Here is a 23,514-nt window from a genome sequence, read left to right as displayed (position 1 = left end):
CACGCCGCCGGCGTGCTGCACGAGACGGGCGCCCGCGCCGTGGCCGTCGCCGGACAGCTGCTCGCCGCCCGCGCCGCCGGGGCCGGCCCGGACGGACTCCCGGACGGACGCCCCGGCGGACTGCCGGACGGCAGCTGGCCGTCCCGGGTGCTGCGCGACGCGGCCCTCCAGGTCCTGGTCTCCACCGAGGACTGCGAACAGGCCGCGGCCTACCTCGACCTGTCCCGCACCCTGTGCACCGACGACCGGGCCCGCTGGGAGCTCGACCTCCAGCTCGCCGCCGTGACCTGGCGCCGGCACCCCGCCGCCGCCGAACGCCACCTGGACGCCCCGCTGGCGGCGCTCCGCGCCGGCGCCCTGGGACCCGCCCTCGCCGGCCGGCTCGCCCGGCTGCTGGTCGCCCAGGGCCGGATCGAGGACGCGGCGCGGGCCGCCGTGATCGCCCGGGCCGACGCCGGGCTGCTGGCCGACTGGGTGTGCAGCCCGTGGGGCGAGGACGATCCGGCGGCCTGGCGGGCCCTGGCCGACGCCCTGCCGCCGGAGGGCCGCCAGGCGGCGCTGGCACGCGTACGGGCCCTGGACGCGGAGCTGGGCACGCCGGGGCCGGTCCCTGCGCCGGGCCGCGCGCCCGGCGGCGTACGGCCGGGTGCCGGGGGGCTGCGGCCCGACCCGGGAGGCGTACGGCCCGGTACCAGAGGCGTACGGCCCGGTGCCGGCGGGGCTCTGCCTGCCGCGCCGCATGCAACGTATCCGCAACCCGCCCCCTCCTAGCCTCGCCACCGCGACGCGCTGTCCGACGGCGGACGGCGCACGGCAAGGGGAGGACACCATGACCCGGTACGCGGCGCCCGGCACCGAGGGCGCGCTCATGTCGTACGCGTCCCGCTACGGCCACTTCATCGGCGGGGAGTACGTCGACCCGGTGCGCGGAGGCTGGTTCGAGAACCGCTCCCCCGTCACCGGCCAGGTGTTCACCGAGGGGGCGCGCGGCACGGCGGAGGACGTGGAGCGGGCGCTGGACGCGGCGCACGCGGCCGCGCCCGCCTGGGGCCGGACCTCCGCGGCCGAGCGGTCGGCGGTCCTGCTGCGCATCGCCGACCGGACGGAGCAGCACCTGGAGGCCCTGGCGGTCGCGGAGACGTGGGAGAACGGCAAGCCCGTCCGGGAGACGCTGGCCGCCGACCTGCCGCTCGCCGTCGACCACTTCCGCTACTTCGCCGGCGTGCTGCGCGCCCAGGAGGGCAGCATCAGCCAGCTCGACGACGACACGGTGGCCTACCACTTCCACGAGCCGCTGGGCGTGGTGGCGCAGATCATCCCGTGGAACTTCCCGCTCCTGATGGCCGCCTGGAAGCTGGCGCCGGCGCTGGCCGCCGGCAACACGGTGGTGCTGAAGCCGGCCGAGCAGACCCCGGCCTCGGTGCACCACTGGCTGGGCCTGGTGGCCGATCTGCTGCCGCCGGGTGTGGTCAACGTCGTCAACGGCTTCGGGGAGGAGGCGGGCAAGCCGCTCGCGTCCAGTCCGCGGGTGGCGAAGATCGCGTTCACCGGGGAGACCTCCACCGGGCGGCTGATCATGGGGTACGCCGCCGAGAACCTGAAGCCGGTGTCGCTCGAACTCGGCGGCAAGAGCCCGAACCTCTTCTTCGACGACATCTGGGCCGTCGACGACGACCTGCGCGACAAGGCCCTCGAAGGCTTCGCGATGTTCGCCCTGAACCAGGGCGAGGTGTGCACGAGCCCGTCGCGGGCGCTGATCGAGCGCGGCCGGTACGGGGACTTCCTCGACGCGGCCGTCGCCCGCACCGAGCTGATCGCGCCCGGTCACCCGCTCGACACGGAGACGATGATCGGCGCCCAGGCCTCGGAGGAGCAGCTGAGGAAGATCCTCGGCTACCTGGAGATCGGCCGGAAGGAGGGTGCGAAGGTCCTCACGGGCGGCGAACGCCAGGAACTGGACGGCGAGCTGGCGGGCGGCTACTACGTCCAGCCGACGGTCTTCGAGGGGGACAACCGGATGCGGATCTTCCAGGAGGAGATCTTCGGCCCGGTCGTCTCGGTGACCTCCTTCCGGGACTTCGACGACGCGGTCCGCATCGCCAACGACACGGCGTACGGCCTGGGCGCGGGTGTGTGGACGCGCGACGTGAACACGGCCTACCGCGCTGGCCGCGCCATCCAGGCGGGCCGCATCTGGCAGAACGCGTACCACGCCTACCCCGCCCACGCGGCGTTTGGAGGAGTGAAGCAGTCAGGCATCGGCCGAGAAACCCACAAGATGATGCTGGACCACTACCAATGGACCAAGAACGTACTGGTCAGCTACTCGCCGAAGAAGCTCGGGTTCTTCTGAGCGCCTTCGGCGAAGCGTGCACCGGCAACTGGAAAGCATCGTTCCACAGCCCCGAAACAACCCACCTCAACAGCCTGAACAGCACCTCAAGCCTCGTGTTCTAACCCCTGCGCACCTGGGAAGCCCCTCCCCCGCTGTGAGCAGCACCCGACTGCCCGAGAGGGACGACACCGACAGATCCGCGCCGTGAACAGACGCGCCATGCACAAACGCGCCACAACCTCCGCACGCGAGCGGGCGGAAGGTTGGCAGCGAACGCGCAACGCCCCGCCCCGGTTCGACAGGGGTGGGGCGGTACGGCTGGGCGGTCAGGCCTCGCCTGGCAGGAGGATCGTGCCCATCGGCGTGGTCCGCGTTGGTGTGCGGGGTGAGTTCGTCGACGGTGATGACGTATAGGGCATGGGGGCGGCTGGTGGTCCGCACCCGAATACTGGTGGTGTCGCCCTGGCGACGCTGTACATCAACGGCGGGGACGCGCCGGGGTCTGTCGGCTTTGCTCAAGGCAGTCGCTGCGCATGATGAGAGCGATGGCGTGGTCGGTCGCCGACATTGGCGGCGGTCTCGCTGACCAGGCACCGGATCGCGGTGACGAGTGGGCACCTCAGGGGCCTTGGAGCAGGTCTGTCCAGCAAGCTCTTCTGTTCGGATGGGCGTGGCTCAGCTGCTGCGCTCGATTCACGGCCGCCTGTGGTGGGCGCTCGGCGCCTGGTATCCGGTACTGCTGTTGCAGGCGTTCGACGCCGGCGCGGCGTTGGCCTTGTCTGAAGGCGCACGCAGTGGCCAGGTCGGGCACTCCGAGGGGCGAAGTTTGAGCATATGCCGTTTGAGTGCGGGCTTCGAGATGCATGCTGGTAAGCCGCTGCAGGGGGGCCGCGGCTCGCAAGCAGGGTCTTGCGTGCGCGCCCGGGCTGCCATGGGCGTTGGACGAGGGGGTTGGGTGAATTTTGAACATGCGACGCCCGCAGGTTCGGCTGGGGCGGACGAGGGTCTGCTGCAAGATGAGGGGTTGATCCGTCGGGCGAAGGCACTGGCCTGCACCGCTCCCCTGCATGACCTGGATGCGAACAAGGGCATGCTGGAATGGGCGGACGTCAAGGTCTACCAGATGGCGGAGATCGCCCTGCACACGATCGACCAGGTCGCCATCGCGATGGACTTCGACACCGGTGCCAGCCGAGGGCATGTCCTGGGCCGGGTCAAGCGGTTCGTGGCCCGGCAGGCTCCTGAGCGCTCGGACGAGGAGCACGCCCGGGTGGCGGGCTGGGTCCTGGACAGTCTGATCAATGTCGGTGATGTCGAGCGGGCGTTCCGCCGTTCCTACGGCACCGTGGACGCCGATGGCGTCTACCGGGTTCGGTGGTTCCCTTTCAAGCTGCTCGTGGAGCGCCGTGACAGCGCCGGCGTGCTGTATCTGCATGCCTCGCATGAAGCGTTGAACGTTCTGGTCGGCGCGCTGGACACCGATGTGGAGTCCGCTCAGGAGGCCACGGAGGTCAAGCTCGCCAACCTGATCAGGCGCGGCCGGCTCACGGACGCGAAGCAGGTGGCGGAGCAGGCGAGGATCCGCAGCATCCAGTACGGCGAGTTGATCCATGCGCAGTTGGAGGCGACCCGGCGCAACATCCTTTCAGTGGACTGGATGGAGGAGTTCCCGGCCCTGCTGGGCGAGGCACTGGAGCATGTCCAGGGGCGTGTGCGAGCGGAGCGGGCAATCGCCACGAACATGGCCAAGGCCCGCGACGAGGCTGTGAACCCGGTGCGCAAGCGGCACGCAGCGGAGCTCGTCGACATCGTGGAAGATTGCATCCGCCGCCACATTCGCCTGCAGCAACGGCTGCTGGAAGCGCGGGGTGTGTTCCGCGCGGAGCAGGACCGCCAGCAGTTCTCCCTGAAGCCCCAGCGGGCAACCTTCGATCTGTTCGGGCAGTTACTGCGCCCCTCTTTGGAGCTGGCGGTGACGGATGCGGTTAGAGCTGTGGACTGTTTCTTCAGCAGGTCGACTGGATCTTCTGCTCAGGATCTTCCATTTCTGGCGACGCTGGTGCCTGCGCTTCTGCGTCCGGCGCCGGAGCCGTCCCGGTTCGCTGGACAGGTGGAGGAACCGGAGGTGGAGCTACTGGAGGAGGCAACGCGTTTCACCGCCGAGCAGTGGGAGATGGCCGAACGGCTCCTGCACCTGCCTGGGGAGGTTCGCGCGCTGTCGAGTCTGCTCGAGGAGGCCGCCGGGCTCGATGCGGACCTGCCCGCACTGGTAGCGCTGCTGGGGGTGCATTCCTTCAGTCCCGACGCGGGTGCCGCGCAGCGGCGCGGGGAGGGTCACGTCCGGCTCGCGATGCGGGCGGACGCCACCTTGGACAGTGCCGGTTTCGCCGGGGACGACCTGTGGCTGACCACAGCGCGTCTGCAGGCGCCCTCGGACAGCTCAGACCGGGCAGGCCGTTCACAGGACGAGGGGGCGGGGCATTGACCTCGGCAGCGGGTGGGTACGGCAAGGACGATGCCGAGGCGGCGACGCGGTTGATCGGGTACGCGTTTCGGCCGCGGCTGCTGCCGCATCGGGATGCGGAGTATGCGGCTTTGGTGCGGCGCTTTGATGAGGAGCCGGCCTTCGAGGACCTGGTGCGGCAGAGTGCAACGGGGCTGGGACTGCAGGTCCTTGGGGTCACAATGCGAGCGGGGTCAGTGATCGTGCCAGTTCCCGGTTCGGTGTTCGAGACCCGCCTGGAGGGCTACGCGCGGCAGGTACGGCAAAGTCACCATCGTGAGGCGGAGCGGGTCCTGCACGGGATCGCGCACCTGGCGATCGCCGCGCTGTGTTTCCCGCGCCCTCAGGACCTGGTTGATGACAGCTATGTAGGGGCAGTGACGGCCGCCGTGGTTGACAAGCATGTGCGGCATATGTGCCGGGAGCTGGCCAAGCGGTCGGCCGAGGCGCACGAGAACAGCGATACGCCGGTGGAGGCGCCAGAGCTGGAACGCGCATGGCGGGCCTATGCGCGCAGGTCGGAGGCCGGGGAGACGACCAGCGGGCAGGTGGCTCCGACGACGACGGAAGCGATCGTCGGCAAAGCGTTGCGCTACCTGGTGGACAAGGGGCTGCTCAGCGAGAGCGAGAACTTGGAACTGGCATCGAAGGTCTACCGCACCACCGGTCGTTACCAGTTGCAGGTGCGTGAGCTGGCTGCGGTCGAGGCGTACCGTGAGCTGCTGCTTCTGGGGATTGTGCCGCCCGCCGATTCCGCGGGGTCACTGCGGGTGATCAGCGACGACGGCACCCTCCACTAAAAGGGAAGCAGGCACGATGTACGAACTTTCGCGTATTCGCGTGTGCTCGGCCGGCCCGGCGGGCGCCCGGTTCCAGGATGTGATCCTGGATTTCTCCGGAGCAGGGCAGCCGGTCTCTGCGGTTCAGGAGAATCTGTTCGACGCAGCTGCTCAGGTGTTGCGTCCGTCACCGGCGAGTGTGGTGTTCCTGGAGAACGGGGGCGGTAAGAGTGTCCTTCTGAAGCTGCTGTTTTCTGTTGTACTGCCGGGCCGGCGCCAGGTGAAGGACGCCCCCGACCCTCGGCTGCTGGAGGACTTCGTCCTGGCGCGGGACGTCTCCCACATTGCTCTGGAGTGGATGCATGCTGGTACGGGGCGGCTGCTGGTCACGGCCAAGACACTGTGTTGGAAGGACCAGGTCGTCTCGACGGTCGCCGAGAACCTCATCGAGCATTGGTACGCGTTCCACCCCTCCCCCACCCTCGGTCTGGACAGCCTTCCCATCGTTAAGGACGGCAAGTACCGGTCTTTGTCGTCCTACCGGGAGTGCGTGAAAGAGCTCGGTGCTCAGGACCAGCGGCTGCAGGTGAACTGGCCGAAGTCCCAGGAGGAGTGGACCGAGCTCCTGGGTCACCTCGGGCTCGACCCTGAGCTGTTCCGCTACCAGCGGGCAATGAACAAGGACGAGGGTGAGGCCGTCCATGCCTTCACTCTCGACTCCGACGGAGGCTTCGTCGATTTCCTCCTCAAAGCCGTGTACGACCACAAGAGTCTGAACGATCTGGCCACCCTGGTCTCCACCTACGCCCACAAACTCGCCGGGCGCAAAGACCTGCTGCTGGAGCTCGCCTTCGTGGAGCAGGCCTTGCTACTGCTGGAGCCGCTTATCGACGCGTCTAGCGCGGTGAACGAGGCCCGTGCCCACACATCCCGAACCATCGAGGATATGAAGCGCTTCAGCGGGCAGGTCCAGGCACGGTTGGGTGTTGACGCGGACCGCTTGGCGCTTCTTCAGCGGCAGGAACAGAGCCGCGCCGCAGAGTTCACCCACGCGGCGGGCCTCACGCGCCGCTGGGCTGCGACGGTGGCACGGCAGCGGCACAAGCTCGCGCAGTTGCGGTTCGCCAAGGCCAAATCCGATGCCGAAAAGGCCGCCCGCCACAAGCAAGTGGCACAGACCTTGGTCAGCGGGTGGGGCGCGGTCGGCCCGGTTCAGCGGCATCTGAGCAAGTCGGCGGCTGCCCAGCAGCTGGCCTTGCTGGTGAAGCAGGGAGACCTGGCCGCCGAGCCGGCGCTTCAGGCCCGGCAGCGGGCCGCCAAGGCACTTGCCCAAGGGCTGCTGGCCCTCAAGGAGCAAGCGGAAAGGACGTTCGCAACCCAACTCGCCGAAGCACGGGCGCACAGAATGGCCGAGAGGGACAACCGGCTGGCGCGGGAGGACGCGCTGATGGAAGCCGACCGGGCCGAGACTCGAGCCGGACAGCTGCTGGAGCACATCAGTGCGGCGCGGACCGACGCAGAGCAGGCGGTCATGGACGGGCTGGCGGCCTCCGTCGAGGGCGTCCCCCGAGCCACAGGGGAAGCTCAGCAGGCGCTCGAGCGTGCAGCGGACAAGATCAGCGCGCTGGAGCGGGAGGAGGAGAGCATCGACTTCCAGCACACAGACGCACAGAAGCTCCTGACAGCGGCCGTCAACGATGAGGCCCGTGCACGGGGGCTCAGTGGGCAGGCGAAGCAGGACCTGACGAACGCCGTCTCACGTGCCTCGAAGATCGAGGCCGATCCCAGAGCTGCGGACTTGCTGGGGGCGGCGGTGCGCTTGGACGTGGACGCGCAGGTACTGCTGGAACGCCTGGGTGCGGCCATCGCTCAAACGGAGAGGGAGAGGGTCACGCTGCAGGTCGAGCGGACTCGTGACGAGTTGGCCCGGCTGGCACTGAATGACGGCCACCGGCTGCCTCCGCCCCAGGTCGTGACCGACGCCTGCCGGCTTCTCTCACAGTCCGAGCCCCGCATCGATGCCTGGCCCGGATGGGAGTACATCGCGGAATTCCCTCCCCACCAGCGGAAGGAGATGCTCGCCCGCGCCCCGCATCTGGTCAGCGGAGTGCTGCTGAACTCTGCCGAAGACGAGGACCGGGCCCGGGACATTCTCGACCGAGCGGCGCCAACGGCCTACCACGTCACTGTAGGTACGGTCGCGGCAGTGTGGGAAGCAGAGGGGCGGGCGGCGGAGGGGGTGCTGTTCACGCTTCCGTTCAACGCCGCGCTGTATGACGATGAGGCCGCCGAGGCGGAACAGAAAGCCATCGAGGAGCGCTGGGTGCGCTCCGAGGAACAGCTGAAGCAACTGCACACAACCCAGCAGCACGACGAGAAGCTGCGGCAGAGGATCACCCAGTGGCGTGAGGACTACCCCGCTGGAGCGCTGGCGGACCTGCAGGAGGCATGCACGGCCGCCGGCAAGGTTCTGGCCGCAGCCGAGGAAGCCACTGCCGGGCAGGCTCTGGCCGTGCAAGGTTTCGCCGAGCGCAGGGAGGAGATCCGCGGGGAGCTGCGGGACACGCGGAAAGACCATGAGCACTGGCAGGAGACGAGCCGCCGGCTGACCGGCCTCAGCGAGAGCCTGGCGCACATTCCCGCCTGGCGTGAGCAGATGACGGCCGCTCACGAGCAGCACGACGTGCACCAGCAGCGGGCCAAGGACGCCGAAGACAGCGCTGAGGAGCACCGTGCGTCCGCCGAGAGCCTGCACGCTGCGAGCCAGGAGCAGCGCAGGGCCGCCGCCGAAGCAGCCCGGCAATGGGCCAAGCTGCCTGGAGCGCGGGAGATGCGGTTCGAAGGCGGGCCTCCGAGCGATCCGGTGCCGGTGCTGCGGGAGGCGTACGAAAAGGCCAGGGCCAACTTCGACCACGCGAATGTCCCAGAAGAGCTTCGCGATCAGCTCGATCGAGCGGATAGGGAGGCACGGGAGACAGCGGCAGCGTACTCGGCGTTGTCGCAGGCGGACCGGAACACTGCACTTGAGTTGCTGCGAACGCCTGAAGCGCTGGACGAGCGCAGCCGTGGCGAGGCCCTCGAGCTCGCACGCCAGACGCTGACGGCGGCCGCGGACGCGGACACGCGGGCTGCGGTGGAGCAGGGCAGGCACGACAATGCCTTGAAGGAACGACTCAAAGAGCTCCGCGACCTGACCGCCGACGGCACCGTGCCCATGCCGGCCGTCAACACCCCGGACACCATCGACAGGTGCTCGGAGACGGTGGCAGAAGCGGAGAAGGAGCACGCCGCGGCGCGGGAAGCCGAGGCAGCTGCCCTCCGCCGGAAGACGACTGCGGGCGACGAGACAACGCGCTTTAGGGACGCGGCAAAGGCCATCGAGCAGCTCGCCCAGACTGTGGCGGACATGGCTGGCGATGTTGACGCCGACCCCTACCCCGGCGACGGCGATACCGCCTGGGTGGACTACCAGCGTCTGAACAGTGCCGCCAAGCGGGCCAAGGAGGATCTGAACCGCAACGAGAAAGTCCTGCGTGGCGCAGCGGACCAGATGAGACAGCACGCCGCCGCCGACCGGTACGCGCGCCTGACCATCCCTGTGCGGCAGCAGATCATCGAGCTGTCTGTCGAACAGACCGCCGAACACGCGTCAGAGTGGCTCGCAGCGCTTCAGACGCGCCAAAGGAACCTCAGCGACGAGATCAACGAAGTGAACCAGCACCGGCAGACCATCGTCGACCACCTGAAGGGTGAAAGCGACAAGGCCTTGTCCTTGCTGCGCTCAGCCCAGCGGCTGTCCCGGCTTCCGCGAAGCCTGGATGACTGGGCCGGACAAGAGTTCATCCACTTCGCTTTCCAGCCGCAGCCCGACGAACTGCTCCTGCCTCGTCTGGGCGAGCTCGCGGAGGAAGTTTCCGCCGGTCATACGAGCGACGGCCGCAGGGCGGCCCGTGACGGGATGTCGCTGCTGCTGCGCGCCGTCCACACCGCCGTTCCCACCGGGTTCCGAGTCCATGTGCTCAAGCCGGACACGGTCCTGCGCACGGAACGGGTTCGGGTATCGAAGGTCAAAGATGTCTTCTCCGGAGGCCAGCAGCTCACCGCAGCCATCCTGCTCTACTGCACGATGGCGGCGCTTCGTGCCAATCAGCAGGGACGTGAGCGATCGCGCCACTCCGGCGTGCTGTTCCTGGACAACCCCATTGGCCGGGCGAACGCCGACTATCTTCTGGACCTGCAACGCCAAGTGGCGCAGGCCCTGGGGGTACAGCTCGTCTACACCACCGGCCTGTATGACGAGAAGGCCTTGGGGAAGTTTCCGCTGATCATCCGGCTGCGCAACGACGCCGACCTACGGGCTGCACGCAAATACCTGCTCGTTAACGACGTGTTCCGTCCCTACCTCGACGATCTTGCCCCCGATGACGAGACCGGGCGGATCGACAGTGCCAGACTCTTCCGCCGTGAGGAACCACGCGCCACCTTCGGGGGAGACGATGGCACTGCAACGCCGGGAGAATGATCTGATCGCGGGGCTACGGGACTGGGCTGCAGCGCACGGCCGCAGCCGCTACAAGGAAGCCTTCATCCCTCTCGACGACGTGTGGGACGTGTTCCGCCGTGTGCCGAACCGCAACCTGGACGAGGCGTTCGAGCCAGCAGTCCTCGCCGGTCTGCTCAACACGCTGGAGGCTGCCGGTCTGATCCGGCAGGTCCAACGGCGCACCCCGGAGAAGGTATCCCTGCCGGTCAAAATTCGCCTCGTGCCCCAGGCGCTACCTCCCGTCACGCCTCCCATGCCCAAGTGGCACCCTGCTCTGACCTGGCTTGCCGCGCATTGGCCCACAGCTACGCCGAAACAGCGAGCCGCTGATGCGGCGATCGACCGATGGCTGAAGAGCGGGCCGGACCTGTTTCGGATCCCTCTGCGGGAGCGTGCCCTGGAGATCTTCGGAACGTTCGGGAACGCAGCCGACTTCCCCATGCCGGAAAAGGTCTTCGACACGCTCTCGTCCGGGCCTCTGTTCTCCAATCAGGACCGGCTCGACGAACTGCTGCAAGCCTTCAGGCCTCCTCCGCCGTTGATCACCGAGACGTTCCCCCTGGACGAGGGCGACAGCCACTACTGCCGGGTCGGGACCGGCGACGTACTGTTCGTGGTCGAGAACTCCACCACATGGTGGTCTTTGGTGGAGAGCCTGCCTGCTGATCACCGGCTCGGCTATGTGGCATGGGGCCTGGGCGGCACCTTTCGCGCATCGATCCGGGCTATCAAAGCCAAGCACGGCATCACCCAGATCAAATACTTCGGCGACCTGGACACCAGCGGACTGCGGATCCCTCTACGAGCCTCCAGCACAGCGCTCGAGCTGGGTCTTCCCCCCGTACAGCCGGCAGAGCGCCTCTATCGGGTGCTTCAGTCGGTGGGACGGCCTCGCCCTGCAGCACCCAAAGAGGCTTCGGTAACTGCGGCCACCGCCAATGAACTGGCCGGATGGCTTCCCGCCCAATGCCAGGCGAACGGCGCCCAACTGCTCCTGGACGGCAACCGTCTGGCTCAGGAATGGGTGACCTACCGATACCTGCAGCAGTCACCTGACTGGTACGACGACGTCCGCTGACGGGCAGGTCCTCTCCGTGGCCATTGAGGGACGAACTGTTCACGCACGGCCATAGCCGTCCCGCAAGGTCTGACTCCTACGGTGAATGCTCCGTTGTCGCGGGGGCCTGTCCTACCTCACCCCGCCGTGGGCGCCCCGGCTGGGCCGGTCGGCGGCGTGGTAATTGCCTCGCTGGACCACCCCACGTGGTTCCACCGACCGTTCCGCGCGGACGAATGGCTGCTGTACGACCAGCAGTCGCCTTCCGCGTATGGCGGGCGCGACCTGGACAGGCCCGCATCTACACACAGGACGGGCGGCTTGCGGTGTCGGCGGTCCAAAACGGGGTCATTCGGGTCCCCCGATGACGGCTACCGCCTGCCGTCGACGGCTGGCCAGTCGCACCCCCCACCCTGCAAGATGGGGTTGAGCCGCGCTGGCCTCTCTCGCGGGCCGCGGCAGGTGCTCTTCGTCCGGCTCGTCGAGACACCAGGGACCTGAACGACAGAATCCTGCGTAAGCAGCGCAACACAGATCTGGGCAGCGACCTCTGCCTGATACCGGTGGTTGCCCAGGGTGTCAAACCCGCTGTCCTCTTGAGGTGCCACACGGAATATCGGATGCACGAACGCTTCATCAGAATCCGAGTCCTCTGCCGCCTCAGCCTCAACGGCCACTGCCCACCCCCACCCCGCCGCTGGAGGCACGACCCCAGGACCGACGGCGGAAAATCACCGCAGATACCACAGCACCCATGCACCCCGTAGCCGGTCGATCACATTCGAGGTGGGCCGAGACATGTGAAGCCCTCTCCGCCTCGGCCGATGTCGGCCCATGAGCGTTCCGACGCCCCCTGGTCTTGGAGCGGCCCACGGGCCCGCGACCGCATGTCGTCTTGCTTGACTGGCGTCCAGACAGCACCCACCTGAGCCGACTTCGAGTCTCGCAGGCCCGGAGTGACGGCGCAGACCCGGTGGTCACTCGTCTTCCTCATCCTCGGTCAAGTGCTCCATGAGTCGTTCCAGGGCCTCCGTTGAGAGGGCCGGAGACCATTGCAGCCAGCGATCAAGCCACACTGCATCCGTCATCATGCCTGTTCAGCCGCCTTCCGCATCTACGGACTTTCATCAAACTCCGCACACGCCGCGTTCAGCGGCTACAAGCAGTCGGGCATCGGCCGCGAGGGGCACAAGATGATGCTGGAGCACTACCAGCAGACCAAGAACGTTTTTTGCAGCTATTCCCCGAAGGCAGTTGGGTTCTTCTAGAGTGCCAAGTCGAGCTCCTGGAAGGGGAATTCACTGCCCGAAGTCAGTTCCGAAGCGTCACCCACCGGCGCCGGATCGTCACACCAGGTGCGAAATGGAGCCACTCCGTCGCGCCTTCCGGACCGGTCACGGACCAGACTCCCGCCCGGATCGAGGCAGGCGGCAACGACGCGCTCCCCACTTCACGGTCCGGCCGTGGTGGTCTGTTCGTCGGTCAGGCGGGCCCTCCAGTCACTGACGTACGCGTCGGGCAGGGACGCCAGGCGGGCGATCTCCGCGTCCCCGCGGCCGTCGGACCAGGCCAGGATCCGCGTCATGGTGCGGTTACGTGCGGCGCGGAAGTCCTTGAGCATGTTCTCGAGGCGTTCGACTTCCTCGCTCTCGTGGACGAGTTGCTGATCGACGGCGGAGCGTTCCGCGCCGCGCAACCGCCGGAGATATGCGGTCAGGCCCGTCAGGGCCAGCCCGTGTTCGTGCGCGGCGTTCTGGAACGTTTCGGCCAGGGACGCCAGCACGCAGTCGGGGACGTCGGCGAGGGTGGCTCCGAGGGGCTTGGCCGCCTCCCAGGTGTCCCGCCCGGCCTCCGTCGTCTCCAGCCAGGCGCAGGCGTCTGTCGGAGTGCGGTCGCCGCAGGCCCGTGCCCGGTAGGCGTAGAGGGCGGCGCGGTGGCCGTAGAAGGTGAAGCCGTCCTCCATCCGCTGGTCGGCGGCGTGGCAGATCCGCCCCGGTACGCCGCCATAGCCGTTCCGGGGGCTGTAGTCGGCGTAGGTGTCGAGTTCCGCGTCCGTGGCCAGGCCCCAGGAGGGGTCGCACAGCTCGGGGTTGGCGGCCAGGAAGGCGCCGACCTCGACGCGCCAGGCCGGGACGGGTGTCGTGCGCGGCCTGGGCCAGCGGAGTTCCCCGGAGGGGTCGAAGTCGGGGGTCGCGGCCTGCTCGATGTCGTCCCACGCGGTGGCCGCCTCGGCCGACCATTCCAGCTCGCCTTCGGGCCCGATCCGGTGGATCGAGTCCACGAGCCGCTGCACGGCGGGCAGGACGCGCACCGCGAGTGCGTGCAGTTCCTCGGCGTCGAAGAAGCGCCAGGTGCAGCCTCGTTGTTCGTCGTGGCTCAGGTGGCCGAGCAGCTGCACCATGATTCCAGGATCGGGGACGGTCCCGTCGCCGAGTGCCCTGCGGGGGATGCCGGGGAGCCGCCCGCCGGGGGACTCCTGCGGGTCCCGCCAGTCGGTGTCGCCGAACCAGACGGCGCCGTCGCGGGCGTCCACCGCCAGCCACTGCCGGTAGCCGACTCCGGGGCCGTAACGCTGGTCCTGCTGCTCGGCGTTCTCGTCGTGCCACACGTACTCGGCCGGAGGCGGGTCCAGCTCTGCGGCCATGAAGCCGTCCTCGGGGCGGTAGCCGGTGAGGACGCGCACCGTTCCCGGCGCGCTGTCGGCTGCGGTCATGAGGGGTTTCCTCTCGGTGGAACGTCAACCGCGGCAAACGTAGTGCGCCCGTCACACAATAGTTTAACTTTCAGCCACCGTGTCCGGTAGTCGGACACGGTGGGAATTCCGGCGTGCCGGTGGGGTCTACGCGCGTGCGACGGCGGGCAAGTTGGCCGCTTTTCACGTAGCCTCCAGGGTCCGTTCACCCGCACGGCCTCGGGACGCCGTGCGCCTTACGAGAGCGCGGCCAGCGCCTGGGCGGCGAGCATCTCTTCCAGGTCCAGGACGGCGCGCGGGGTGTGCCGGGTGTCGATGCGGACGGCGTAGATGAAGCGGGTCAGCTGCGGCTCCGCCAGGGGGCGGGCCACGACCCGGGCGTGGGTGCGGGGCAGGGCGAGTCGCGGCATGACGGCCACGCACAGGCCCGCGGCCACGAACCCGAGCACGGTGTTGAAGTCGTCCCCCTCGTATTGCAGGCGGGCTTGGAATCCGGGCGTGTTGGCCATCTGCGAGAGCAGTTCCAGACGCAGCGCGGCCTCCGGAGCGGCGATCCACGTCTCGGAGGCAAGGCTGGCCAGGTCGATGACCTCCCGGTCGGCCAGCCGGTGGTGTGCCGGGACGACGGCCACCACCGGATCCCGTGCGACCAGCGTCCGGCGCAGCATCCGGGGCGGCGGGACGGGGATGAAGTCGTAGTCGTAGCTCAAGGCCAGGTCCATGTCCCCCCGCTTGAGCCGGTTGTAGCCGGCCTCGGGCTCCAGCTGGCTGAGGCTGACCTGCACGTGGGGGTAGGCGGCGTGGAGTCGGGCCAGTGCCTGCGGAACGATGCCGGTGGCGGCCGAGGCGAAGGCGCCGAGCCGGATCCGTCCGGCCGTACCGGCACGCATGGCGCCCAGTTCGGCCGACGCCGCCGCCAGCGCACTGCGGACGCCCTGCTCCGCGCCGAGGAGGACTTCGCCGGCCGGTGTGGCGCGAACGGGGCGGCGCTCGAGCACCCTGAGGCCGGCGCGGCGTTCGAGTTCGGCGATCTGCTGGGAGACGGCGGGCGGGCTGTAGCCGAGTTCGCGTGCGGCGGCGCTGAAGGAGCCGTGCCGTACGACGGCTTCGAGGGTGGCGAGCAGGCGGGGGTCGAGTCCGTGCACGGAGTTAAGGCTCACTTATCTGTCGCGAAGATGTGTTTTCTTGTGATTGGAGATGAACGCCAGCAGGATTCTTGCTCGCGGCAAGAAAACGCAAGCCTGCGCCCTTGGCCCGCGAACACCCCTCCCCCGCCGTTGCGGTGACCTCCGCCAGTACCACCGCGTCATCCGCGGCAGCCTGCCCTGGCGGGGGCGTTCGGTTCGGCTCCGGCTGTCGACGGTCGCCCCTCATGCCCCGAAAGGAAGTGGTATGCCCCAGCCACCACTCATCGGAATCACCACCTACCTCGCCCACGCGCAGTGGGGTGAGTGGGACCTCCCCGCCGCAGTGCTGCCCGCGGCCTACGTGGACTGTGTCCGGGCGTCCGGCGGCCGCGCCGTACTGCTGCCGCCGGACGCGCCGGAGGCCGCGGCCGACGTGGTCGAGCGGCTGGACGCGATCATCCTGGCGGGAGGCGAGGATCTCGATCCCGCACTGTACGGGGCCGTGCCCCATCCGCGTACCGGGCCGCCGGTGCGCGAGCGCGACCGGTGGGAGCGGGCCGTACTGGCCGCCGGCCTGGCCCGCGACATACCCGTGCTCGGGGTGTGCCGGGGAATGCAGCTGATGAACGTACACGAGGGCGGCACCCTGATCCAGCACCTGCCCGACAGCGTGGGCCACGACGGCCACAACCCCTGTCGGGGCCACTTCTGCGCCCACGCCGTGACCACGGTGCCCGGGACACGGGTCGGCGCCCGATCGCCGGGGACGCACGAGGTCGCCACGCACCATCATCAGGCGGTGGACCGCCTCGGCGCGGGGTTGATCGTCGCCGCCCGTGCGGCGGACGGCACCGTCGAGGCGATCGAGAGCACCCGGTACCGCTTCGCCGTGGGCGTCCAATGGCACCCGGAGATGGGTGTCGACGCGCCGGTCGTGCAGGCCCTGGTGGCTGCCGCGGGCTCCGCCGAAGGTACCGGTCCCGCCCGGACGGCCGGACGGAATACGCGCACGGTGCGCAGCGCGCCGGGCCGGATTTTCCCGACACAGGTGTCTTGACACCCCGGGGCGCACCCCGCAGGATCACAGCGTGAACCTGTCAGACAGCCAGACAGGTGGCCCCCTCCCGCGGCGTGTCAGCGCCATGGAAGCGGTCTTCGGCCACCTGCGCAGCGCCATCGAGCGCGGCGAGTACGTCGTAGGCGACAAGCTCCCCTCCGAAGCCGAGTTGTGCCGCACCCTCGAAGTCAGCCGGCCCGTACTGCGGGAGGCCCTGCGGGCCCTGCAGGCCATGGGACTGACCGTCTCCAAGACCGGCAAGGGCACCTTCGTCGTGGCCAACACGGTCGAGGACCCCACCTTCGGCGACTACGCCGCCAGCGACCTGCTGGAGGTGCGCCGGCACGTCGAGATCCCGGTCGCCGGGTACGCCGCGCTGCGCCGCACCCCCGAGGACCTGGACCACCTGGGCCATCTGCTGGACCGGATGGAGCAGGAGACCGACACCACCGCGTGGGTGGCGATGGACACCGTGTTCCACCTGGCGGTGGCCGAGGCCTCCCGCAACCCCGTCTTCCGCCGCGTCATCGAGGAGATCCGCGACGCACTGGCGCGTCAGTCGACCTTCCTCAACGAACTGGGCGGCCGGCGCGAGCAGTCCAACTGCGAGCACCGGGCGATCCTGGAGGCGCTGGCCGACGGCAGCGAGCACGACGCGGTGGAAGCCATGTCCCACCACCTGCTACGGGTCGAGACGACCCTCACCGACATCGTGCGCCCCCAGCACACCACCGCCCCTACGGAAGGCAGACCCGAGGCGTGAGCGAGCAGTTCCTCAAAGACGAGAAGCGCCCCACGACCCGTCACGTCGACGCCGGCGACACCGGCTACAGCAAGTCCTTGAAGCCCCGGCACGTCAACATGATCGCCATCGGCGGTGCGATCGGGACGGGGCTCTTCCTCGGCGCCGGCGGACGCCTCGCCGAGGCGGGTCCCTCCCTGTTCGTCGCCTACGCCGTCTGCGGGATCTTCGCGTTCCTCGTCGTGCGCGCGCTCGGCGAGCTGGTCCTCTACCGGCCGTCCTCCGGCGCCTTCGTCTCCTACGCCCGGGAGTTCCTCGGGGAGAAGGGCGCGTACACCGCGGGCTGGATGTACTTCCTCAACTGGGCGACCACCGGCATCGCCGACATCACCGCCGTCGCCACGTACACCCACTACTGGCACCTGTTCTCGGATGTCCCCCAGTGGGTGATCGCCCTCATAGCCCTGGCCGTGGTCCTCACCGTGAACCTCATCTCGGTGCGGATCTTCGGCGAACTGGAGTTCTGGTTCGCCATCGTCAAGGTCAGTGCCCTGGTCGTCTTCATGGGCATCGCGATCTTCCTCCTGGTGACCCGGCACCCCGTCGACGGCACCGTGCCCGGCCCTGCTCTGATCACCGACAACGGCGGGATCTTCCCCAACGGCCTGCTCCCCATGCTGCTGATCATCCAGGGCGTCGTCTTCGCCTACGCCTCCGTCGAGCTGGTCGGCGTCACGGCCGGTGAGACCGAGAACCCCGAGGAGATCATGCCCAAGGCGATCAACTCGATCATGTGGCGCGTGGGCCTCTTCTACGTCGGCTCGGTCGTCCTGCTGTCGATGCTGATGCCCTGGAACAGCTACAGCGCCGGCCAGAGCCCGTTCGTGACCGTGCTTTCCCACATCGGCGTCCCGGCGGCCGGCGACGTGATGAACCTGGTCGTCCTCACCGCGGCCATGTCCTCGCTCAACTCCGGCCTCTACTCCACCGGCCGCATCCTGCGCTCGATGGCCGTCAACGGCTCCGCCCCGCGCTTCACCGCACGGCTCAGCCGCACCCAGGTCCCCTACGGCGGCATCCTCCTCACCAGCGGCATGTGCGTCCTGGGCGTGGGGCTCAACTTCGTGGTCCCCGCGGACGCGTTCGAGATCGTCCTCAACCTCGCCGCGATCGGCATCCTCGCCACCTGGGGCATGATCATGGTCTGCCACCTCCTCTTCTGGCGGAAGACCCGCAGCGGCGAGCTGACCCGCCCCTCCTACCGGCTGCCCGGCTCCCCGTGGACCGAACTCGTGACGCTGGCCTTCCTCGTCTCCGTCCTGGTCCTCATGTACGCCGACGGAGGAGCGGCCCGCACCACCGTGCTGTGCGTACCGCTGATCGCCGCGGCACTGGTCGCCGGCTGGTATGCCGTCCGCGGCCGCGTGGCGCGCGCCGCCGCCGGGAGCGACGGCTGAGCCGGACGTCCGCCCGTCCTCCTGCGCCGGGGGTGGCCCTCGCCGCCCCCGGTCAGCAGCGACCCACCACAGAACGAGGCAGTGATGCGCAGCAGTTTCCTCGCGGACGCGCCCGCGATCCGCGAGCCCCGGCACGCCCCCGTCGCCCACGTCATGCGGGGCGGTCTGATCGAGGGAGTCCACTACGGCTCCGTCGTCGTCCTCGACAGCAAGGGCGAGGTCCGCATGAGCATCGGAGACGTCGAAGCCGCCTGCTACCCGCGCTCGGCGCTCAAACCGGTCCAGGCCGTCGCAATGGTCCGGGCCGGCCTGCCGCTCGACGGGGCCCTGCTCTCCCTCGCGATGGGCAGTCACTCCGGCGAGGAGCACCACCTCGCGGGTGTCCGGCTGATCCTGGAGCTGGCCGGTCTCACCGAGGCCGACCTGCGCAACGTCCCCGGCCTTCCCTACGACCCGGCCGTCCGGGACGCCTGGGTACGTGAGGGCCGCGGGCCGTCCCGGCTCGCCCAGAACTGCTCCGGCAAGCACGCGGCGATGCTCTACCTGTGCAAGCTGTCCGGCTGGCCCCTGGAGAGCTATCTCAATGCGGACCACCCGCTCCAGAAGATGATCGCCGAGGTGGTCGAGGACCTCGCCGGCCCGCACATCGCGAACGTCACCGTCGACGGCTGCGGATCCCCGCTGTTCGCGGTGTCCCTGCACGGCCTGGCCCGCGCCGCCGCCCGCATCGCCACAGCCGCGCCGGACACCGCCGAACACCGGGTCGCGGGCGCGCTGCGCGTCCATCCGGAGATGGCCTCCGGCACAGGGCGGGACACGGCCGGACTGATGCGCGCGGTGCCCGGGCTGCTGGCCAAGGACGGCTTCGAGGGCGTCCAGGTCGCCGCACTGCCCGACGGCCGGGCCATCGCCGTGAAGATCGCCGACGGGGCCGACCGGGCGCGTATCGCGGTGACGGCCGCCGCCCTCGCACGTGCGGGAGTCGAGCCCCGGCTGCTCGCCAGGTTCACGGGCGAGCCGGTGACCGGCGGCGGCCGAGCTGTCGGGGACATCCGCCCGGTGGCGGCCCTGGACCCGCCCGGCCCCCCTCTCACCGCGACCGCCTGACTCCCGCTCGCCCTTGTCACCACCTTTGATCCGCCCACCTCAGGAAGAGGACCCGCACACCCATGACCGCCTCCAGCCGCAGTGAACACGACCTGCTCGGAGACCGCGACGTCCCCGCAGACGCCTATTGGGGCGTCCACACCCTGCGCGCCACCGAGAACTTCCCCATCACCGGCACGCCGATCTCCACCTACCCACACCTGATCGATGCCCTCGCCGCCGTCAAGGAGGCCGCAGCCCTCGCCAACGGGGAACTCGGCCTGCTGGATCCCTCGAAGGCAGCCGTCATCGTCGCCGCCTGCCAGGAGATCCGCGGCGGCAAGCTCCACGACCAGTTCGTCGTCGACGTCGTCCAGGGCGGCGCGGGCACCTCGACCAACATGAACGCCAACGAGGTCATCGCCAACCGGGCGCTGGAGCTGCTGGGCCACGCCAGGGGCGAGTACGGGCACCTGCACCCCAACGAGGACGTCAACCTCGGCCAGTCCACCAACGACGTCTACCCCACCGCCGTGCGGATCGCGACCGTCTTCGCGGTGCGCGGTCTGCTCGACGCCATGGCCGTCCTGCAGACCGCCTTCGCCGACAAGGCCGCCGAGTTCCACGATGTCCTGAAGATGGGCCGCACCCAGCTCCAGGACGCCGTGCCGATGACGCTCGGACAGGAGTTCTCCGCCTTCGCCGTCATGCTGGACGAGGACCGCAGCCGGCTCGCGGAAGCCCTCGGGCTCATCCACGAGATCAACCTCGGCGCCACCGCCATCGGCACCGGTCTCAACGCCCCGGCCGGATACGCCGAGGCCGCCCGCCGTCACCTCACCGACATCACGGGCCTGCCCCTGGTAACCGCTCCCGACCTGGTCGAAGCCACCCAGGACTGCGGCGCCTTCGTCCAGATGTCCGGCGTCCTCAAGCGCATTGCCGTCAAGCTGTCCAAGACCTGCAACGACCTGCGCCTGCTGTCCTCCGGGCCCCGCGCCGGACTCGGCGAGATCAACCTGCCGCCGGTCCAGGCGGGCTCGAGCATCATGCCCGGCAAGGTCAACCCGGTGATCCCCGAGGTCGTCAACCAGGTCGCCTTCGAGGTGATCGGCAACGACATCACCATCACCATGGCCGCCGAAGCCGGACAGCTCCAGCTCAACGCCTTCGAGCCGGTCATCCTGCACTCGCTGTCGAAGTCCGTCACCCACCTGCGCGCAGCCTGCCTGACCCTCGCGGAGCGCTGCGTGAGCGGCATCACCGCCAACACCGACATGCTGCGCGCCACCGTCGAGAACTCCATCGGCCTGGTGACCGCCCTCAACCCGCGCATCGGATACACCGCCGCCACCGACATCGCCAAGGAGGCCCTCGCCACCGGCCGGGGCGTGGCCGAACTCGTCCTGGAACGGGGCCTGCTGCCGGCCGAACAACTCACCGCCCTGCTGCGGCCCGAGGTGATCGCGGGAACGGGCCCGGTCCGTACCTGACACCGAGGGCGTCGTTGCTCTGCCGTCTCACTCACCCTCACCCTCACCCGGTGAGACGGCAGGGCAACGGCCACGGTCATGGGCTGGTCCGCGTCCACGGTGAGTGCTCTGCGATGCGAGATCGTCACGCGTGGGCCGCTGGAGTCGGTGTGCTCCGGGGATCGGCATTCTCGGTAGCGTGGCAATCTGCTGCACGCGGTTTCCATGCGTCCGGTCCGTGCGGCGGCTTTCGACGGAGAGTGATGAGGCTGCCATGAGTGAACTGACGAAGCCCGAGGTCGACGCTCCGAAGGGTGACGCACCCACCGAGCTGACCGTCCGGGACCTGGTCGTGGGGGACGGGGCCGAGGTCAAGCCGGGCATGGTGGTCAGGGTCCACTATGTCGGGGTGACCTTCGAGTCCGGGAAGGAGTTCGATGCCTCCTGGGACCGGGGCCAGCCGTTCAAGTTCGCCCTGGGCAGTGGCAAGGTCATCAAGGGCTGGGACCGGGGGGTGAGGGGGATGAGGGTCGGCGGTCGGCGCGAGATCATCGTTCCCCCGCGTCTCGGCTACGGAAATCAGTCGCCCTCACCGCTGATCCCGGCGGGCTCGACCCTGGTCTTCGTGGTGGATCTGCTCGACTCGTATTCCAGCACAGCCGGGTGGAGCAAAGCCTAGTGCCCGCGGCCGTTCCTCCCCTTCGACGCGCCGCATCTCCCGGGCTCGTCGCCACCCGGCGCGAAGGCGTGCGGATCCACTACCGGCTCGCCGGCGACGACGTCGCCCAGTTCTTCGCCCTGCTGCGCAAGGTCGCCGACCGCCATCAGGCCGCCGTCCCCGCCGCCCGCGACGCCTACCTCGGTCTCGTACTCGCCGAAGCGGCCCGGCTTCTTCCAGAGGCCTGAAACGTGGCGCCTGACCTGGGTTTTTGCCCGTCAGGCGCCGTTGGCTCACGCCCCGAGGAGGCGGCGGGCCTCCGAGAGCAGGTGCAGGAGTTCGGTGCGCGAAGGGTCGTCCGGGGCGTCCGGGGCCGGCCGGGGCGCGTGGGTGGTCAGGACGTGCAGGGCGACGGCGGCCTGGCGGGCGAAGAGGCCCAGCAGGTCGAGCTCCGGCAGGCCGGACCGGGCCTGGGGGGACGGGTCGAGCACCTCCAGGACGCCGAGGACGCGGTCCCCGCGGACGAGGGGGGCGGCCATCAGCGCGTTCGGGACGTAGCCGGTGGACTCGGCGATGTCCCGGTCGAAGGAGGCGCTGTCGTGCAGGTCGTCGACCACCATCGGCTCTCCCGAGGCGGCGACCCACCCGGCGATCCCCCGGCCCGCCGGGAACCGCCGGCCCACCAGGAACTCCTGTCCCTGCCCGGAGACGGCCTCGAAGATCAGCTCGTCCGACGCGGCGTCCAGGAGCATGATGGAGCTCGCCTGCGCGCCGAAGATGGCGCGCGCGGTGTCCACCACCGACTGCAGGAGCTCGGCCACGGCCGGATCCGGCCGGGGTATTGCGGACATGACAGGGGCGATCGTCTGGGTCATGGGGCTTCCCTTCCGGCGCCGGTCGTTACCGGCTTCCGTGGACGCGGACATTGGCTGCGGACAGGTACAGGGCGTTCTTCAGCTGGAACGGCGTCAGCCGGGGGCTGCTCGACAGGATCCGCGCGCAGAGCCCCGCGATGAACGGGGTGGCGTAGCTGTTGCCGGAGCTGCGGATCGACGTGCCGCCGAGCCACGCCACCTGGACCTTCTGGCCGGGGGCGAAGAACTCCACCGGTGGCTCGGGGTTGTAGAGGTGGAGATCGGGGTCGTCCTCCTGGTGGCTGCCGACCGAGATCACCGAGGAGAACCGCCAGGGAAAGCTCTCCACGCGCGTGTTGTGCGCGGCGGCGACGATCACGGTCCCCTGGAAGTACGCCTCGTCGGCCAGCCGGCGCAGCTCGTCCACGAAGCGGTCGTGGGTGGTGGACAGGCTCAGGTTCACCACGTCGAACCGCTGGCGCACGGCCCACCGGATCCCTTCGAGCAGGACGTCCCCACTGCCGGAGAACCGGTCGCCGAGCACCCGGACGCTGGAGATCTCGCAGTCCGGTGCGGTGCGCCGGATGATCCCGGCGCAGGCGGTGCCGTGACCGCAGAGGTCCCCCTCCTCCGTCTCCTCGACGTGGACCCCGTCGGCGTCCTTGAAGACCCGCCACGACCGGTCGACGGGGCCGACCATGGGGTGGTCCCGTTCGACACCCGAGTCGACGACGCAGACGCGTATGCCGCGCCCGGTACTTCCGAGGAGGCCCTGCTCGGGCGGGTCCGGGGGGCCGTCGGCCGCCACGGGTACGTCCGCGGGGCCCCGCCCTCGCAGTCCCCAGGTGAGTGCGGGCGCAGGGTGCTGCGCGGTGGTCATCGTGGTGCTTCCTTTCCGGCTCCGGTGGCTCGTCCGACGGCAGGGCCGGGCCCGGGCGAGCGGCCGTGGCAGCGGGAGACCACTGCCTCGGCCTGGCGTACGGCGGGGAGATGGCCCTTCGCCTCGAGGCGGCGGCGGGCGCGCGCCGCCGCCCCCCGCCCCGCGGGCGGGGGCCGGCTCTTTTTAACAACTTGACGCTGCGGAGGCTCTCCTGCTGGTCTGTGCGTGTGTTCGCTGGCCACATCACAGAAACCAAGATAGTAAAACGCAAT

16 protein-coding genes and 3 pseudogenes are annotated in these 23,514 nt (G+C 69.3%); 15 read left to right on the top strand and 4 right to left on the bottom strand.

Annotated elements, in window-relative coordinates:
* The 8 genes and pseudogenes from GPJ59_RS15810 to GPJ59_RS38890 form a co-directional block, all read left to right on the top strand.
* Positions 1 to 771, top strand: a pseudogene (locus tag GPJ59_RS15810) (hypothetical protein); the annotation flags it as partial.
* Positions 772 to 829: 58 nt separating this feature from the next.
* A complete protein-coding gene (gene exaC / locus GPJ59_RS15805; RefSeq protein WP_219667774.1) occupies positions 830 to 2,353 on the top strand; it encodes an acetaldehyde dehydrogenase ExaC in 1,524 nt (507 codons plus the stop codon).
* Positions 2,354 to 3,005: 652 nt separating this feature from the next.
* Positions 3,006 to 4,820 carry a hypothetical protein gene (locus tag GPJ59_RS15800; protein ID WP_308120319.1) on the top strand — a complete coding sequence of 605 codons (1,815 nt, stop codon included), beginning with the start codon at positions 3,006 to 3,008 and terminating at the stop codon, positions 4,818 to 4,820.
* On the top strand, positions 4,817 to 5,638 hold the full coding sequence (locus tag GPJ59_RS15795; RefSeq protein WP_219667773.1) for a hypothetical protein: 822 nt from the start codon (positions 4,817 to 4,819) through the stop codon (positions 5,636 to 5,638). Before GPJ59_RS15800 ends, GPJ59_RS15795 begins: the two co-directional genes overlap by 4 nt.
* A gap of 16 nt (positions 5,639 to 5,654) precedes the next feature.
* Complete coding sequence (locus tag GPJ59_RS15790) at positions 5,655 to 10,139, top strand: hypothetical protein (RefSeq protein ID WP_219667772.1); 4,485 nt, start codon at positions 5,655 to 5,657, stop codon at positions 10,137 to 10,139.
* Positions 10,114 to 11,238 carry a Wadjet anti-phage system protein JetD domain-containing protein gene (locus tag GPJ59_RS15785; RefSeq protein ID WP_219667771.1) on the top strand — a complete coding sequence of 375 codons (1,125 nt, stop codon included), beginning with the start codon at positions 10,114 to 10,116 and terminating at the stop codon, positions 11,236 to 11,238. Before GPJ59_RS15790 ends, GPJ59_RS15785 begins: the two co-directional genes overlap by 26 nt.
* A gap of 128 nt (positions 11,239 to 11,366) precedes the next feature.
* A pseudogene (locus GPJ59_RS15780) lies at positions 11,367 to 11,585 on the top strand (acyl-CoA thioesterase); the annotation flags it as partial.
* A 768-nt stretch (positions 11,586 to 12,353) separates the two neighbouring features.
* A pseudogene (locus GPJ59_RS38890) lies at positions 12,354 to 12,485 on the top strand (aldehyde dehydrogenase family protein); the annotation flags it as partial.
* Positions 12,486 to 12,667: 182 nt separating this feature from the next.
* On the opposite strand, the gene GPJ59_RS15770 reads toward GPJ59_RS38890, so the two are convergent.
* Both GPJ59_RS15770 and GPJ59_RS15765 read right to left on the bottom strand, forming a co-directional pair.
* The gene (locus GPJ59_RS15770) at positions 12,668 to 13,930 is read right to left on the bottom strand and encodes a hypothetical protein (RefSeq protein ID WP_219667769.1); all 1,263 of its coding nucleotides are present in this window, start codon (positions 13,928 to 13,930) and stop codon (positions 12,668 to 12,670) included.
* Between the two features lie 215 nt (positions 13,931 to 14,145).
* Entirely contained in the window at positions 14,146 to 15,054 is a 909-nt protein-coding gene (locus GPJ59_RS15765) for a LysR family transcriptional regulator (protein ID WP_219667768.1), read from the bottom strand.
* Between the two features lie 247 nt (positions 15,055 to 15,301).
* Between GPJ59_RS15765 and GPJ59_RS15760 the strand changes: the two genes are divergently transcribed.
* The 7 genes from GPJ59_RS15760 (at position 15,302) to GPJ59_RS15730 (ending at position 21,756) form a co-directional block, all read left to right on the top strand.
* A complete protein-coding gene (locus tag GPJ59_RS15760; protein WP_219667767.1) occupies positions 15,302 to 16,093 on the top strand; it encodes a gamma-glutamyl-gamma-aminobutyrate hydrolase family protein in 792 nt (263 codons plus the stop codon).
* Between the two features lie 85 nt (positions 16,094 to 16,178).
* Positions 16,179 to 16,856 carry a FadR/GntR family transcriptional regulator gene (locus GPJ59_RS15755; protein WP_219667776.1) on the top strand — a complete coding sequence of 226 codons (678 nt, stop codon included), beginning with the start codon at positions 16,179 to 16,181 and terminating at the stop codon, positions 16,854 to 16,856.
* Positions 16,853 to 18,292 (top strand): amino acid permease, encoded by a 1,440-nt coding sequence (locus tag GPJ59_RS15750; RefSeq protein ID WP_219667766.1) that lies wholly within the window; start codon positions 16,853 to 16,855, stop codon positions 18,290 to 18,292. The genes GPJ59_RS15755 and GPJ59_RS15750 overlap by 4 nt, the downstream gene beginning before the upstream one ends.
* An 84-nt stretch (positions 18,293 to 18,376) precedes the next feature.
* Positions 18,377 to 19,399, top strand: a complete 1,023-nt coding sequence (locus GPJ59_RS15745; protein WP_219667765.1) for an asparaginase — start codon at positions 18,377 to 18,379, stop codon at positions 19,397 to 19,399.
* A gap of 62 nt (positions 19,400 to 19,461) precedes the next feature.
* Complete coding sequence (gene aspA / locus GPJ59_RS15740) at positions 19,462 to 20,871, top strand: aspartate ammonia-lyase (protein WP_219667764.1); 1,410 nt, start codon at positions 19,462 to 19,464, stop codon at positions 20,869 to 20,871.
* Between the two features lie 253 nt (positions 20,872 to 21,124).
* The gene (locus GPJ59_RS15735) at positions 21,125 to 21,529 is read left to right on the top strand and encodes an FKBP-type peptidyl-prolyl cis-trans isomerase (protein ID WP_308120318.1); all 405 of its coding nucleotides are present in this window, start codon (positions 21,125 to 21,127) and stop codon (positions 21,527 to 21,529) included.
* Positions 21,530 to 21,597: 68 nt separating this feature from the next.
* The gene (locus GPJ59_RS15730; RefSeq protein WP_258024450.1) at positions 21,598 to 21,756 is read left to right on the top strand and encodes a hypothetical protein; all 159 of its coding nucleotides are present in this window, start codon (positions 21,598 to 21,600) and stop codon (positions 21,754 to 21,756) included.
* A gap of 45 nt (positions 21,757 to 21,801) precedes the next feature.
* On the opposite strand, the gene GPJ59_RS15725 is transcribed toward GPJ59_RS15730, so the two are convergent.
* Positions 21,802 to 22,383: a GAF domain-containing protein gene (locus tag GPJ59_RS15725; protein ID WP_219667763.1), complete on the bottom strand. Its 582-nt coding sequence runs from the start codon at positions 22,381 to 22,383 to the stop codon at positions 21,802 to 21,804.
* 25 nt (positions 22,384 to 22,408) lie between these two features.
* On the bottom strand, positions 22,409 to 23,242 hold the full coding sequence (locus tag GPJ59_RS15720) for a S8 family peptidase (RefSeq protein ID WP_219667762.1): 834 nt from the start codon (positions 23,240 to 23,242) through the stop codon (positions 22,409 to 22,411).
* Positions 23,243 to 23,514: the final 272 nt, after the last annotated feature.

Source organism: Streptomyces bambusae (assembly GCF_019400985.1).
GTDB classification, from domain to species: Bacteria; Actinomycetota; Actinomycetes; order Streptomycetales; family Streptomycetaceae; genus Streptomyces; species Streptomyces bambusae_A.
This window is presented reverse-complemented; position numbering and strand designations above follow the sequence as displayed.